Genomic DNA, 13812 nt, shown 5'->3' on the forward strand with positions numbered 1-13812 from the left:
TATGATCCTGGGCCGGCAAGGCCCGGCGCTGATTCTGAATTGATAATATTTTTTGCCGCGAAAGCCAAGCCCTGCGCCATGCTCGCGGCCGACCTTGAGAAGCGGTTCAAAGCCTTGTCGGCGAGAAGATGAAAGACTCCAGGCGACAATAAAGAAAAACCGCTGCGAGTGTAACGCAGCGGTCTTGGCTGTCAATCGCCGGCTACGACGATCAAACGCGCTTGAACACCAGGGTGCCGTTGGTGCCGCCGAAGCCGAAGGAGTTGGAAATACCCACCTCGATCTTCATGTCGCGCGCGGTATTGGCCACGTAGTCCAGATCGCAGCCAGCCTCCACATCCTGCTCCTGCAGGTTGATGGTGGGCGGCGAAACCTGATTGTGCACCGCCAGGATGGTGTAGATCGCTTCCACGCCGCCGGCGCCGCCCAACAAGTGGCCGGTCATCGACTTGGTGGAGTTGACCACCAGTTTCTTGGCATGGTCGCCAAACGCCAGTTTGATCGCCGTGGTCTCGTTGGCGTCGCCCAGCGGCGTCGACGTGCCGTGCGCGTTCACATACTGCACCTGGTCGGCGTTGATGCCGGCGTCGCGCAGCGCATTGGCCACGCCGCGCGCCGGACCCTCGGCGCTGGGCGCCGTGATGTGGTGAGCGTCCGAGCTCATGCCGAAGCCGATCAGCTCGGCGTAGATTTTCGCGCCGCGTTTGACCGCGTGCTCATAATCCTCCAGCACCAGCACGCCGGCGCCCTCGCCCATCACGAAGCCGTCGCGGCCCTTGTCCCAAGGACGCGAGGCCGTGGCCGGATCGTCATTGCGGGTGGACAGCGCCTTCATCGCGGCGAAGCCGCCTATGCCCAAGCGCGAAACCGCGCCTTCGGAACCGCCGGCCACCATCACATCGGCGTCGCCGTACTGAATCATCCGCGCAGCGTCACCGATGCAGTGCGCGCCGGTGGTGCAGGCGGACACGATGCCATAGGTCGGACCCTGATAGCCTTTCAGGATGGATACCTGGCCGGCAATCAGATTGATCAGCGAACCCGGAATGAAGAAGGGGCCGATCTTGCGCGGGCCGCCCTCCATCAGCGCCACGCCGGTGTCCTCGATCAGCGGCAAGCCGCCGATGCCGGAACCGATGTTGACGCCGACGCGGGTCTTGTCCAGGCCCGGAATATCATCCAGCCCAGCGTCCGCCACCGCCTGCAAGGCCGCGGCGATGCCGTAATGGATGAACAGGTCGTTGCGGCGGGCTTCCTTCGGCGAGATATAGTCGCTGATCTCGAAGCCCTTCACTTCGCCTGCGATCTGGCAAGCCATGTCGCTGGCGTCGAAACGGGTAATCTTGGTGATGCCGCTATTGCCGGCCAGCAAATTGGCCCAGCCGGTGGCGACATCATTGCCGACCGGGGACACATGACCCAGGCCGGTTACTACAACTCTGCGTTTTGACACGAAGAATCTCCGTGAGAGATGGGAGGGCAGTCTCCCGAGAGACCACCCGCGCGCCGCGATGCGCTGGCTCTTAGACCGACGATCAAACGCGCGTTTGGCATCCTCTTGGCAAAAGACCTCTGCAAAGAGACCAGAACGGCTCCGGGCAGAGGTCCTAATACCCCCTCGAAAGGGAAGGAATTACTTTTTCAGATGAACGCTGACGTAGTCAACGGCCTGCTGAACGGTGGTGATCTTCTCGGCTTCTTCATCCGGAATTTCGCACTCGAACTCTTCTTCCAGAGCCATTACCAGCTCAACGGTGTCGAGGGAGTCGGCGCCCAGATCGTCCACGAAGGAAGACTCGATTTTGACTTCGGCTTCGTTCACGCCCAGTTGTTCGGCAACGATCTTCTTAACGCGCGCTTCGATGTTTTCCATTTGTTTAAACCCATGACCTTTCTGATTCGGGATAACAAAACCCCGGTATTCTACAAAAAAAAATTAGAGCAGCCTACCTAAATCTCCAGGAGGGCTGCAAGCCTGTTTACGGCATCAACATGCCGCCGTTGACGTGCAGCGTCTGGCCAGTGATGTAGCCAGCGCGATCCGACGCCAAAAACGCGGTGGCGTCGGCGATATCCTTGGCATCACCCAGGCGCCCCAGGGCGATCTGCTCCACCAGCGCCGCGCGTTGCGCTTCCGGCAGCGCGCGGGTCATATCGGTGTCGATAAAGCCCGGCGCCACGCAGTTGACGGTGATGTTGCGGCTGCCCACTTCGCGCGCCATCGACTTGGTGAAGCCGATGATGCCGGCCTTGGCGGCCGAGTAGTTGGTCTGGCCCGGGTTGCCGGACACGCCCACCACCGAGGCGATATTGATGATGCGGCCGAAACGCGCCTTCATCATGCCGCGCAGCACGGCCTTGGAGGTCTTGAACACCGACTTCAGATTGGTGTCCATGATGTCGTCCCAGTCCTCGTCCTTCATCCGCATCAGCAGACCGTCGCGGGTGATGCCGGCATTATTGACCAGCACCGCGATCGCGCCGAATTCTTTCTCGATCGATTCAACCAGCGCCTCGATCGCGCCAGCCTCGGTCACGTTCAGCACCCGGCCGGCGCCGCCGTGGGCGGACAAGCGTTCATGGATGCCGGCCGCGCCGGCCTCGCTGGTGGCGGTGCCGATGACGATGGCGCCTTCGGCCGCCAGCGCCGCCGCGATCGCCGCGCCGATGCCGCGCGACGCGCCGGTGACCAGGGCCACTTTGCCTTGCAGGCTCATTGCTGTCTCCTTGCCTTTATCGCGGCCGCGCCATGGCGCAACCGCATTGTATTCAGTTCAGTTCGCCGCGGGCGGCTTCCAGCGCCGCCACATCGGTCAGCGCCAGGCACTTGACGTTGCCGTCTATGCGCTTGGCCAAGCCGGCCAGCACTCTGCCCGGTCCGCACTCCGCCATCTGCGTCACGCCGTCGGCGGCCAGCTTCTGGATGGTTTCGGTCCAGCGCACCGGCATGTACAGCTGACGGGTCAAGGCGTCGCGGATTTGCGCCGGTTCGCCGTAGCTGGCGACGTCGGCATTATGCAACACCGGGATGGCCGGCGCGCCGATATGCACTTGCTCCAGCGCCGCCGCCAGCTTCTCAGCCGCCGGACGCATCAGCGAACAGTGCGAGGGCACCGACACAGGCAAGGGCAGCGCGCGCTTGGCGCCGCGGGCCTTGCATTGCTCCATCGCCCGTTCCACCGCGCCTTTATGACCGGCGATCACCACCTGGCCCGGCGAGTTGAAATTGACGGCTTCCACCACTTCGCCCTGAGCCGCTTCCGCGCAGGCGGCGCGGATATCGTCATCGGACAGATTCAGAATGGCCGCCATCGCGCCGATGCCTGCCGGCACCGCGGCTTGCATCGCTTCCGCGCGCAAGCGCACCAGCTTGACCGCTTCCGCGAACGGCAGCGCCGCCGCGGCGACCAAGGCGGTATATTCGCCCAGGCTATGGCCGGCCACCAGCGAAGGCTGACGACCGTTCAGTTCCTGCCAGGCCAGATAAGTGGCATAGCCGGCGGCCAGCATGATGGGCTGGGTATTGACGGTGGCGTTGATCTCGTCGGCCGAGTCCGCCTGCAGCATCGCCCACAGGTCGACGCTCAGGGCGTCCGATGCTTCGTCAAAAGTGTGTTTCACCACGGGCAGATCGGCGAAGCCGTCCATCATTTTCAAGCTTTGCGAGCCTTGGCCCGGGAACAGAAAAGCAAACGACATAGTCGACTCCTGAGAATTCGACGCAAGAATGACGCAAATCGGCGGCCTCTGCCAAGCCTAGCGATCAAATATCGCCTTGGCTAGTGACCCCACGGTCAGCCGTCCGCCGCTTGCGCCGGATAAGGGATCAGATCTTCAACAGCACCGCGCCCCAGGCGAAACCGCCGCCAATTCCTTCCAGCAGGACAGTCTGGCCACGGCGAATGCGTCCGTCGCGCAGCGCGCAGTCCAGCGCTAGCGGAATGGACGCAGCCGAGGTGTTGCCCTGTTGCGGCAATGTGACGATCACGCGCTCCATCGGCAGCCCCAAATGCTTGGCGGTGGATTCGATGATGCGCAGATTGGCCTGATGCGGCACCAGCCAGTCCACTTCGCTCTTGTCGACGCCGGCTTCGGCCAGGGTCTTGGCGGCGATGTCGGACAGGGCCTTGACCGCGAATTTGAATACCGCCGGGCCGTCCATGTGCAGATAGGGCATGCCCTGGATCTTGCCGCCGGAAATCTGGGCCGGGGTATTGAGGATGTCTTTGTAGCGGCCATCCGCCGCCAGCTTGGCGTGCAGAATGCCGGGCTCGTCGGAATCGCCCAGGATCACCGCGCCGGCGCCGTCGCCGAACAGCACGCAGGTGCGCCGGTCGTCCCAATCCAGCACCCGGGACATGATTTCCGCGCCCACGACCAAGGCGCGGCGGGCCATGCCGCTCTTGATATAGTTGTTGGCGGTCACCAGCGCGAACATGAAGCCGGCGCATACCGCCTGCACGTCGAAAGCCGGACAGCCGGGAATACCCAGCTTTTCCTGCAGCAAACAGGCGGTGCTGGGGAAAACCATGTCGGGCGTGGTGGTGGCCACGATGATCAGATCGATCTCGTGCTTGTCGATGCCCGCGCTCTGGATCGCGGCTTCCGCCGCCTTGAGCGCGAGATCGCTGGTTTTGTGTTCATCTGCGGCAATATGGCGCGCGTGGATGCCGGTGCGCGAGACTATCCACTCGTCGCTGGTATCCACGCGTTCGGCCAATTGCGCATTGGTGAGCACCTGCTCGGGCAGAAAACTGCCGGTGCCTAGAATGCGGGAATAGCCCATGGTTGTCAGTTCGCTTCCGCCTCGGACTGCTTGAGATTATTTAATTGGTGCGCAATCCGGTCGGCGATGTGACCAATCACGTCGGAGCCGGCTTCCTCGCAAGCCTGTTCCAGCGCGTAACGGAATCCTGTGACATCGGTCCCGCCGTGGCTTTTCACCACGATGCCGCGCAGCCCCAGCAAGCTGGCGCCGTTATAGCGGCGAGGATCGATGCGCTTCTTGAACAGTTTCAACACCGGCAGCGCGGCCAGCGCGCACAAGCGCGTCCACCAGCTGCGGCCGAACTCTTCTCGCAGGAATACGGCAAACATGTGAGCCAGCCCCTCAGCTGTCTTCAATGCCACGTTGCCGGTAAAACCGTCGCAGACCACCACGTCCACCGTGCCCTTGCAGATGTCGTCGCCCTCCACGTTGCCGTGGAAATTGAGCTCGGACTGGCGCAGCAGTTCGGCAGTCTTCTTGATATTGTCGTTGCCCTTGATGTCTTCCGAGCCGATGTTCAGCAGGCCGACGCGGGGAGAGGCGTTGCCGCTGAGGCACACCACCAGTTCGGACCCCATGATGCCGAACTGCAACAGTTGTTCCGGGGTGCAATCGACGTTGGCGCCCAAATCGAGCACGCAAGATGAGCCCTTGACGGTGGGCAGCATTTTGGCGATGGCGGGACGGTCGATGCCGGGAATGGTCTTGAGCACGAAACGCGCGGTCGCCATCAGCGCGCCGGTGTTGCCGGCGGACACGGCGGCCTGGGCCTCGCCTTCCTTGACCAGATTGATGGCCACCCGCATCGACGAATCTTTCTTGTTCTTCAAGGCGAGCTGAGGCGCCTCATCCATGCCCACCACCTGAGTGGCATGCTGGATGCGGATGCGTTCACGCGCGACGCCTTGATGCGCGGCCAGTTCCGCCTCTAGGGCTGGCTGGTCGCCAACAAGAATCAAACGGGTGTCGGGATGGTTTTGCAGGAATTGGATCGATGCAGGGACGGTAACCTTGAGGCCAACGTCACCGCCCATTGCATCAACCGCGACGGTGATAGTCATCAACGAGTGCGGTAATAGTGCTGCCTAATCAGTGGGGAAAGTAGGAAGACGGGGAGATTACTCGCCCTTGGTCTTCACAACTTTGCGGCCGCGGTAGAAACCGTTCGGGCTGATGTGGTGACGCAGATGCGCTTCGCCGGTGCTGGCTTCTACTGCCAGGGCCGGAGCGGTCAGAAAATCGTGTGCACGATGCATGCCGCGCTTGGACGGGGACTTTTTGTTCTGTTGAACAGCCATGGTCGACTCCTAAGAAATTCAAGTAGATTCGGTTCGAATCCGGGTTTTACTCGGACTTGGGTCTCTTAAGCGCCGCCAGCACCGCAAACGGATTGGGCTTGTCAGCCTTGGCGAGCGAGAGAGTTTCCCTGCCGCAGTCGTCGTGTTTCGGCGAAAGCGGCAAGCCCATAATGATTTCGTCTTCGATCAGCGCCGTCAGGTTCAATTCCGGTTCGGCGATGACCGCGTCCAGCTCCTCGTCCTGCTCGCAAGCCTCTTCCAGCTTGTCGGGGTCGGTAAACAAAGTGATCACCGAATCGGTGTCCAGGCTGTACGGCATGCTATCCATGCAGCGCTGGCAGGTCACTTTGAGTTCCGCCGACAAATGAAGACGCAGCGACAAACGCTTCAAGCTGTCGCGAAAACCATCCAGGGTGTATTCCACATCCCCGGAGGTGTCGGACAGATCGCTGTGCACACGCTCATCCAGCTCGCCAACCGGCAGTTTGCCGGCCTGCGAACGCCCTTCCCGGGCGAACTTGAGCGGATCGATCAAAATCGGTTTAGACATAAACCTCGCATGGTACAATCCATTCCCCTGATTTGTCAAAAGAAACAAGGGGCCCTCCGCGCGCGCCGCCAGGCCGCCCCGGCTCCGCAACAAGCGACGTCCACATCATGCAGATCGTACTGGCCTCCACCTCCCGCTACCGCCAAGAAATCATCGCCCGTCTGGGCCTGCCCTTCCACGCCGAACCGCCGGTGTGCGATGAAACCCCGCTGCCGGGCGAAACCGCGCTGGAAACCGCGGTGCGCCTGGCGCGCACCAAGGCGCAATCGCTGGCGGACAAGCATCCGCAAGCGCTGATCATAGGCTCAGATCAAGTGGCATTGCTTGACGGGCAGCAGATCGGCAAGCCAGGATCGTTTGAAAACGGCGTCAAGATGCTGCAATGGATGAGCGGCCGCACCGTGGTGTTCCACTCGGCGCTGGCCTTGTACAACAGCGCCGAGCGCCGGCTGCAGGAGGCGGTGGGCATCACCCGCGTCACCCTGCGTCCATTGAGCGAAGCGCAAATTCGCAATTATCTGGAACGCGAGCCGGACGCGCTGCACTGTGCCGGCAGCGCCAAAAGCGAGGGCCTGGGCGGCGCGCTGCTGGAGCGCGTGGAGTCCGACGATCCCAATGCGCTGATCGGCGTGCCCTTGTTCAAACTGATCACGATGCTTGCCAACGAAGGCGTGGAGATTTTGCAATGAGCGGCACCCTGTTCCTGATTCCCGCCCCGCTGGGCGACGAGTCCATCGCCTGGCTACCCGAGAGCGAGCGCGCCAAGGTCTTGCATCTCACCCATTTCGTGGTGGAAGCGGAAAAAACCGCGCGCAAACACCTGAAAGCGCTGGGCATCAACACGCCCATTCGTGAACTCGCCATGAGCACGCTGAACGAGCACACCGCCGCGACCGACGTCGCCGCCCTGCTGCAGCCGCTGCTGGACGGCCATGATCTGGGTCTGATTTCCGAAGCCGGCTGCCCGGCGGTGGCCGACCCCGGCGCGCAACTGGTGGCACTGGCGCATGAGCGCGGCATCCGGGTGGAACCCTTGATCGGCCCTTCGTCCATTCTGCTGGCGCTGATGGCCAGCGGCGCCAATGGCCAATGCTTCGCCTTCCATGGCTATCTGCCAGTGGACGCCGCCGACAAGGCCAAAATAGTCAAGGAACTGGAGCTGCGCTCGCGCCAGCGCAACGAGACCCAAGTCTTCATCGAAACGCCGTACCGCAACAACGCGCTGCTGCAGCAATTGCGCGACACGCTATCCCCGGCCACCCGGCTGGCGGTGGCCTGCGACCTAACCCTGCCGAGCCAAACCATCGTCAGCCGCCGGGTCAAGGACTGGTCCAAGGACGCGCCGGACCTGCACAAGCGCCCGGCCATTTTCATCATTCACGCCGCCTGAACCCACCATGGCCAAGATTCCGCCGCTGATACACTCCCTGCTGGACACCGATCTTTACAAATTCACCATGCTGCAAGTGGTGCTGCACCAATTCCCGGCCTCGCACGGCGAGTACGAGTTCAAATGCCGCAACCGCCCGGACATGCCGCTGACCCAGTTGAAGAAAGAACTGGAAGCGCAGCTGGACTGGCTGTGCCAGCTGCACTTCACCCAGGAAGAACTGGCCTACCTGCGCACGCTGCGCTTCATCAAGAGCGACTTCGTCGATTACCTGGAATTGTTTCACCTGCAGCGGCGCTTCATCACCGTGTCCTGCGAGGACGGAGAACTGGCGATTCGCATCAAGGGCCCGCTGGTGCAGGCGATGTTCTTCGAGATCTTCGTGCTCGCCATCGTCAACGAATTGTATTTCCGCCGCCTGGATTCGGCTGAAGTCCGCGCCGAGGGTCTGCGCCGGCTGGACGCCAAGATCGCCGTGCTGGAACGCTTCCGCGACAGCGAGGCCGCGCAGCAGCGCTTTCCCTTGCTGATCGCCGACTTCGGCACCCGCCGCCGCTTCAGCCGGGAATGGCAGCAACACGTGGTGGAGCGCCTGAACAGCGCGCTACCGGACATCTTCCGCGGCACCAGCAATGTCTACCTGGCCTGGAAGCTGGGCATCACCCCCATTGGCACCATGGCTCACGAATTCTTCCAGGCCTTCCAGGCGCTGGGCGTGCGGCTACGCGATTTCCAGAAGGCGGCGCTGGAATCCTGGGTGCAGGAATACCGCGGCGATCTCGGCATCGCGCTGACCGATGTGGTGGGCATGGATGCCTTTCTGGCCGACTTCGATCTCTATTTCGCCAAGCTGTTCGACGGCCTGCGCCACGACAGCGGCGATCCCTATCAATGGGGCGAGAAAGCGATCTCGCATTACCGCAAGCTGCGCATCGACCCGGCCACCAAGATGCTGACCTTCAGCGACGGCCTGAGCGTGGACAGCGCGCTGGACCTGCAGCGCCACTTCAGCCCGCACATCCAGATCAGCTTCGGCATCGGCACCCATTTCACCAACGACATGGGCCTGGAGCCACTGCAGATCGTGCTCAAGCTGGTCAGTTGCAACGGCCAGCCGGTGGCCAAGTTGTCCGACAGCCCCGGCAAGACCATGTGCAGCGACGAGACCTTTCTCGCCTATCTGCGCCAAGTGTTCAAGGTGGCGCTACCGGCCTGAGTCCTCGGCGGGCTCCAGCGCGTTCAGCACTTGCCGGCGCGCCGGCTCGGACAGGCGCTCGCCGGCCAGCGCCGCCGTCTGTCGACCCAAGGCTTGATAGGCGGCGCGCAAGCCGGCATCGTCCATCGCCTGCAGATGCAGCGCCACCGTCGACGCGTCGCCGCGCACGATGGGCCCGGTCAGCGCCGCCTGCGGCCCCAACGCCAGCGCATTCTCCAGCGTCTGCCGCATCAAGCCGCTCAGCAGCGGAGTCAGCAGCTCGACCGGCACGCCGCCCTGGCGGGCCAACTCTTGCGCCATCGCGGTCAGCGTCACCAGATAATTGGACGCCACCGACAAAGCCGCGTGATAAGCCGGCTTGCCGCCGGTGGCCAATTGAAACGGCCGCCCGCCCACGGCCTGCGCCAGCGTCCGCAAAGCGGCACAGGCCGGCGCATCGCCCTCCAGCGCGCACAGCACATCGACGAAATACTCGGCCGCCCGCTCCGGATCGGCGAATGAGAAAGCGGGATGCAGGCTGCCCAGGTGCGCGCCGCGCGCCGCCAACGGCTGCAGCATGCCGGATTCGCTGACGCCGCTGGCGTGAAACACCACGGCACCGGGCGGCACCACGCCGGCAGCGGCCAGCGCCTGAGCGCAGTCGGCGATGGCCGCGTCCGGCACCGCCAGCAGATAGAGATCGGCCGGCGCCAACTGCGCCCAATCACAGACCGGCCGCCCGGCGCCGATGAATTCGCAGGCCGCGCGCGCCGACTCCAGTCGCCGCGTCATCACGTCCAGCACCCGATAGCGCCCGGAGCCTTGCGCCAGCCGCGCCAGGGTCTTGCCCAGGCGGCCGGCACCGATGATGCTGATGGAATTCACGCTTTCCCCTCTTTCTGAATGTAGCGACAAGCCGCCGCCGCTGGACAATAATGCCAGCATCCGCCGCCAAGTCCGCGCGGCCTCGCAAAGGATTCCATATGAAGCTGGCCATCTTCCTCGCCGCCGTCGCCGCCGCGTTGCTCTACCTGGTCACGCTCTACAATGCGCTGGTCAATCTGAAGCACCAACTGACGCAAAGCTGGGCCAATATCGATGTCATCCTCAAGCAGCGCCACGACGAACTGCCCAAGCTGGTGGAAGTGTGCCGGCAATACGCCGCCTTCGAACAGGAAACCCTGACCCAGGTGATGGCCGCGCGCGGCGCCGTCGCCGACTCCGCCCGCGCGCGCGACCCGGAAGCGCTGGGCGCCGCCGAGGGACGGCTGCACGGCCTGATCGGCCAGCTCTACGCGGTGGCGGAGGCGTATCCGGCACTGCAGGCCGATCAGCAATTCGCGCAATTGAGCGAACGCATCACTCAATTGGAAGAGGCGCTGGCCGATCGCCGCGAACTGTACAACGAGGCGGTCAAGCTTCACAACGCCCGCATCGAACAGTTTCCCGACTTGTTTCTGGCCCGCCTGTTTCATTTTCCGCCGGCCAGGCCGCTGCGCTTCGCCGCAGCCGAAACCCGTGATGTCGACATGCAAGCGCTGTTCGCGCGACGCTGAGCATGCCGTTCATTTTCGCTTCGCTGTTGCCGGAATTAAGCCTCGGCCTCTACCTGCTTGCCGGCGCAGTGTGGCTTGGCGGCGTCACGCGCTACGGTCTGTTGTTCGTCGCCGCGGTGGGCCTGTTCAGCTGGCATGCCAACTACCGCCGCTACCGGCAACTGGCCGACACCCCCACCTCGCGGCTAGCCAGCGCGGCGCTGGGCCAGGTGGAATTGTCCGGCATGGCCCGCTGCCACCCCAACGCGCCCAACTACAGCCCCTTGAGCGGCCGGCGCTGCGCCTGGTACCGCTGCTGGCGCATAGATGAACGCGGCAAGCTGGATCTGGAAGACTGGCTACTCTGGACCATGCAGCGTTCCACCCGGCTGGCCGCCCGTGTCAACCCGCCGGAAATCAGCAGCGACGACAGCTTTCTGCTGGTCGACGGCGACGCGGAAGCCACCGTGCTGCCGGGCTCGGCCCAGGTTATCGCCCATCATCGGCGCCGTTGGCACGAGGACGGCATGCTGCTGATAGAGGAATGGATAGACGAAGGCGAGACCATCCATGTGCGCGGCCAATTGTCACGCCTGGAGCCGCGCGTCGGCGCCATCGAGCTGCGCTTGGACATCGGCGCCAAACTGGCGGAGTGGAAACGCAACCAGGCCGAGCTGCTGCGCCGTTTCGACCTGGACGGCAACGGCCAGTTGGACCAGCGGGAATGGGGCCTGGCGCGCGCCGCGGCGCAACGCGAAGTGCTCGCGCTGCATAAAGAGATGGCGCGGCAGCCCGCGTACTGGCTACTGGCCGGCAATGAGCAGAGCGGCCCGCCCATCATCACCACGCTGCCGCCGCGGCAAAGCGCCAGCCTGTTCCGTCGCCGCGCCTGGCTGCACGCCGTCGTGGCTTTGGTCTGCGTGTTGGCCTGGCTCAAATTGACTTAACCGTCAGGCGCTATACTGCAAGCAAGAGTTCTCGCCACGCGGAGCACACGATGATCCGTCTGATCTATAGCAGCGCAGCCCAGCACCCGGTATCCGCCGGGCTCATGCACGCCCGCGTCGGCCGTTTTCGCGACTACAACCACAGCCAGGGCATCGCCAGCGTGCTGCTGATGTTGAACGACGATTTCCTGCAGATACTGGAAGGACCCGAAGACGTGGTCGATGCGCTGTACCAACGCATCGCGCGCGACCCGCAGCATCATCAGCTGACCCTGCTGTCGCGCGAAGAAATCGATCATCCGATGCTGGCGGATCATCCGCTGGAATACATCGCGCCAATACAGCCGGCCGACGGCAAGCCCCTGTCCGCCGCCGCCATCGCCCGCGACGCCGGCTGGACCCTGCATGGCAAGGTCCAGCAGGTAATGCAGAGCTTTCTGGACGGTAAATGGCATCACCACCTGCCTAATGGCATGAATCCCCAGGTATTGCGCCGCGGCTGAGCGAGGCGTTATGAAGCTGCGGCGACCAAGGCCTGGTCAATGTCGGCCAGGATGTCATCGATATGTTCGATGCCGATGGAAAGCCGCACCATCTCCGGACGCACCCCGGCGCGTAATTGCTCCTCTGCGGACAACTGGCGGTGAGTGGTGGTGGCCGGATGGCAGGCCAGCGACTTGGCGTCGCCGATATTCACCAAGCGGGTCACCAACTGCAAGGCGTCGATGAAGCGTCCGCCGGCGGCCGCACCGCCGCGGATGCCGAAGGACAGCACGCCGGAAGCACGGCCGCCGAAATAGCGCTGCGCCAGACCATGGTCCGGATGATCCTCCAGCCCGGCGTATTCCACCCACTCCACCGCCGGGTGCCGACGCAGACGTTGGGCTACTTGCAAGGCATTGGCGCAGATGCGATCCATGCGCAGCGCCAGCGTTTCTATCCCTTGCAAGATCAGGAAAGCGTTGAACGGCGCCAGCGCCGCGCCCATATTGCGCAGCGGCACCACCCGCGCCCGCGCGATATAGGCGGCCGCGCCCAATGTCTCCACGTAGTTGACGCCGTGGTAGCTGACATCCGGCGTGTTCAGACGCGCAAAGCGCTCGGCGTGCTCAGCCCAGGGGAAGCGGCCGCTGTCCACGATGATGCCGCCGATGCTATTGCCGTGGCCGCCCAGGTATTTGGTCAGGCTGTGCACCACGATGTCGGCGCCGTGCTCGAACGGCCGGCATAGATAAGGAGACGGCACCGTGTTGTCGACGATTAGCGGCAGACCATGACGATGCGCCTGATCGGCGAAGGCGGCGAAATCAACCACATTGCCCAAAGGATTGCCAATGGACTCGCAGAATACCGCCTTGGTGCGCGCGTCCGCCATTTCGCCAATCCGCTGCGGCTGGCGGTAATCGACGAAACGCACCTCGATGCCCAATTGCGGCAGCGTGTGCGCAAACAAATTATAAGTGCCGCCGTACAAGGTGCCGGTGGCGATGATGTTGTCGCCGGCCTCGGCGATGGTTTGTATGGCGTAGGCGATCGCCGCCATGCCGGACGCCACCGCCAGCGCGCCGATGCCGCCCTCCAGCGCCGCCACCCGCTGCTCCAGCACATCGGTGGTCGGGTTCATGATGCGGGTGTAGATATTGCCCTGCACCTTGAGATCGAACAGGTCGGCGCCGTGCTGGGTGCTGTCGAAGGCATAGCTGGTGGTTTGATACAGCGGCACCGCCACCGCCTTGGTCGTCGGGTCCGGCGCATAGCCGGCATGCACCGCCAGGGTTTCCAGTTTCATCGCGTCATCCTTCTATATGGAGTGAGTTGCCCAGGTTCAGACATGCAACCCGACTACCTTAGCCGGGAAGCGGCAACAGCAAAAGAAGCAAAACGCCGCGCCATAAAAGCAAACGATCTACCATTCCGCACAAAGACCACCACAAGAGTAATCATTCACAGAAGAATCAAATCAATATGAATAATATTTTATAAACAACAAGTTAGCACTCACCACACCACTAAAAACTGGTAACCATCGTCCCTGACAGCACTATTTACATAGCCTTCGCTTTCTATTATGATTCAGATACGAATTCATTCTGATGTGCTTCTTGCAGCATCGTGAATTCTCTTCAAGT

16 protein-coding genes are annotated in these 13812 nt (G+C 62.9%); 6 read left to right on the top strand and 10 right to left on the bottom strand.

What is annotated here, in order from left to right:
- Positions 1-211: 211 nt before the first annotated feature.
- The 8 genes from fabF to LQT98_RS08750 all read right to left on the bottom strand — a co-directional run bounded on the left by fabF (position 212) and on the right by LQT98_RS08750 (position 6616).
- Positions 212-1453 carry a beta-ketoacyl-ACP synthase II gene (gene fabF / locus LQT98_RS08715; protein ID WP_231461961.1) on the bottom strand — a complete coding sequence of 414 codons (1242 nt, stop codon included), beginning with the start codon at positions 1451-1453 and terminating at the stop codon, positions 212-214.
- Between the two features lie 180 nt (positions 1454-1633).
- Positions 1634-1873 (bottom strand): acyl carrier protein, encoded by a 240-nt coding sequence (gene acpP, locus LQT98_RS08720; RefSeq protein WP_048410558.1) that lies wholly within the window; start codon positions 1871-1873, stop codon positions 1634-1636.
- 106 nt (positions 1874-1979) lie between these two features.
- A complete protein-coding gene (fabG, locus tag LQT98_RS08725) occupies positions 1980-2717 on the bottom strand; it encodes a 3-oxoacyl-ACP reductase FabG (RefSeq protein WP_048410557.1) in 738 nt (245 codons plus the stop codon).
- Positions 2718-2769: 52 nt separating this feature from the next.
- On the bottom strand, positions 2770-3699 hold the full coding sequence (gene fabD, locus LQT98_RS08730; RefSeq protein WP_048410556.1) for an ACP S-malonyltransferase: 930 nt from the start codon (positions 3697-3699) through the stop codon (positions 2770-2772).
- Positions 3700-3826: 127 nt separating this feature from the next.
- Entirely contained in the window at positions 3827-4786 is a 960-nt protein-coding gene (locus LQT98_RS08735; protein WP_231461962.1) for a beta-ketoacyl-ACP synthase III, read from the bottom strand.
- 5 nt (positions 4787-4791) lie between these two features.
- Positions 4792-5829 carry a phosphate acyltransferase PlsX gene (gene plsX / locus LQT98_RS08740; protein WP_048410554.1) on the bottom strand — a complete coding sequence of 346 codons (1038 nt, stop codon included), beginning with the start codon at positions 5827-5829 and terminating at the stop codon, positions 4792-4794.
- A gap of 57 nt (positions 5830-5886) precedes the next feature.
- Entirely contained in the window at positions 5887-6066 is a 180-nt protein-coding gene (rpmF, locus tag LQT98_RS08745) for a 50S ribosomal protein L32 (protein WP_011136965.1), read from the bottom strand.
- Positions 6067-6112: 46 nt separating this feature from the next.
- Positions 6113-6616, bottom strand: coding sequence for a YceD family protein (locus LQT98_RS08750; RefSeq protein WP_048410553.1), 504 nt, complete (start codon positions 6614-6616; stop codon positions 6113-6115).
- A 107-nt stretch (positions 6617-6723) separates the two neighbouring features.
- On the opposite strand from LQT98_RS08750, the gene LQT98_RS08755 reads away from it, so the two are divergent.
- The 3 genes from LQT98_RS08755 to pncB are packed head-to-tail and all read left to right on the top strand — an operon-like array spanning position 6724 to position 9222.
- Complete coding sequence (locus LQT98_RS08755; protein WP_231461964.1) at positions 6724-7305, top strand: Maf family protein; 582 nt, start codon at positions 6724-6726, stop codon at positions 7303-7305.
- On the top strand, positions 7302-8006 hold the full coding sequence (locus LQT98_RS08760; RefSeq protein ID WP_231461965.1) for an SAM-dependent methyltransferase: 705 nt from the start codon (positions 7302-7304) through the stop codon (positions 8004-8006). The genes LQT98_RS08755 and LQT98_RS08760 overlap by 4 nt, the downstream gene beginning before the upstream one ends.
- Before the next feature lie 16 nt (positions 8007-8022).
- Positions 8023-9222: a nicotinate phosphoribosyltransferase gene (gene pncB / locus LQT98_RS08765; protein WP_231461986.1), complete on the top strand. Its 1200-nt coding sequence runs from the start codon at positions 8023-8025 to the stop codon at positions 9220-9222.
- Here pncB and LQT98_RS08770 read toward each other — a convergent pair.
- On the bottom strand, positions 9211-10086 hold the full coding sequence (locus tag LQT98_RS08770) for a Rossmann-like and DUF2520 domain-containing protein (protein ID WP_231461967.1): 876 nt from the start codon (positions 10084-10086) through the stop codon (positions 9211-9213). The two genes, pncB and LQT98_RS08770, sit on opposite strands and share 12 nt — an antisense overlap.
- A 98-nt stretch (positions 10087-10184) precedes the next feature.
- On the opposite strand from LQT98_RS08770, the gene LQT98_RS08775 reads away from it, so the two are divergent.
- From LQT98_RS08775 to LQT98_RS08785, 3 genes are read left to right on the top strand one after another with little or no spacing between them, the layout of a single operon-like run.
- Complete coding sequence (locus LQT98_RS08775) at positions 10185-10757, top strand: LemA family protein (RefSeq protein WP_231461970.1); 573 nt, start codon at positions 10185-10187, stop codon at positions 10755-10757.
- 2 nt (positions 10758-10759) lie between these two features.
- Positions 10760-11683: a hypothetical protein gene (locus LQT98_RS08780; protein WP_231461972.1), complete on the top strand. Its 924-nt coding sequence runs from the start codon at positions 10760-10762 to the stop codon at positions 11681-11683.
- Between the two features lie 50 nt (positions 11684-11733).
- The gene (locus tag LQT98_RS08785) at positions 11734-12186 is read left to right on the top strand and encodes a BLUF domain-containing protein (RefSeq protein ID WP_231461974.1); all 453 of its coding nucleotides are present in this window, start codon (positions 11734-11736) and stop codon (positions 12184-12186) included.
- An 8-nt stretch (positions 12187-12194) separates the two neighbouring features.
- Here LQT98_RS08785 and LQT98_RS08790 read toward each other — a convergent pair whose 3' ends face one another.
- Entirely contained in the window at positions 12195-13472 is a 1278-nt protein-coding gene (locus LQT98_RS08790; protein WP_231461975.1) for an O-acetylhomoserine aminocarboxypropyltransferase/cysteine synthase family protein, read from the bottom strand.
- Positions 13473-13812: the final 340 nt, after the last annotated feature.

This window comes from Chromobacterium aquaticum (assembly GCF_021129195.1).
GTDB classification, from domain to species: domain Bacteria; phylum Pseudomonadota; class Gammaproteobacteria; order Burkholderiales; family Chromobacteriaceae; genus Chromobacterium; species Chromobacterium aquaticum.

Bases quoted from the DNA above. Each gene is read 5' to 3' on its own strand.
- acpP (WP_048410558.1), bottom strand. From the start codon at position 1,873: ATGGAAAACATCGAAGCGCGCGTTAAGAAGATCGTTGCCGAACAACTG.
- fabG (WP_048410557.1), bottom strand. From the start codon at position 2,717: ATGAGCCTGCAAGGCAAAGTGGCCCTGGTCACCGGCGCGTCGCGCGGC.
- fabD (WP_048410556.1), bottom strand. From the start codon at position 3,699: ATGTCGTTTGCTTTTCTGTTCCCGGGCCAAGGCTCGCAAAGCTTGAAA.
- LQT98_RS08735 (WP_231461962.1), bottom strand. From the start codon at position 4,786: ATGGGCTATTCCCGCATTCTAGGCACCGGCAGTTTTCTGCCCGAGCAG.
- plsX (WP_048410554.1), bottom strand. From the start codon at position 5,829: ATGACTATCACCGTCGCGGTTGATGCAATGGGCGGTGACGTTGGCCTC.
- rpmF (WP_011136965.1), bottom strand. From the start codon at position 6,066: ATGGCTGTTCAACAGAACAAAAAGTCCCCGTCCAAGCGCGGCATGCAT.
- LQT98_RS08750 (WP_048410553.1), bottom strand. From the start codon at position 6,616: ATGTCTAAACCGATTTTGATCGATCCGCTCAAGTTCGCCCGGGAAGGG.
- LQT98_RS08755 (WP_231461964.1), top strand. From the start codon at position 6,724: ATGCAGATCGTACTGGCCTCCACCTCCCGCTACCGCCAAGAAATCATC.
- LQT98_RS08760 (WP_231461965.1), top strand. From the start codon at position 7,302: ATGAGCGGCACCCTGTTCCTGATTCCCGCCCCGCTGGGCGACGAGTCC.
- LQT98_RS08775 (WP_231461970.1), top strand. From the start codon at position 10,185: ATGAAGCTGGCCATCTTCCTCGCCGCCGTCGCCGCCGCGTTGCTCTAC.
- LQT98_RS08780 (WP_231461972.1), top strand. From the start codon at position 10,760: ATGCCGTTCATTTTCGCTTCGCTGTTGCCGGAATTAAGCCTCGGCCTC.
- LQT98_RS08785 (WP_231461974.1), top strand. From the start codon at position 11,734: ATGATCCGTCTGATCTATAGCAGCGCAGCCCAGCACCCGGTATCCGCC.
- LQT98_RS08790 (WP_231461975.1), bottom strand. From the start codon at position 13,472: ATGAAACTGGAAACCCTGGCGGTGCATGCCGGCTATGCGCCGGACCCG.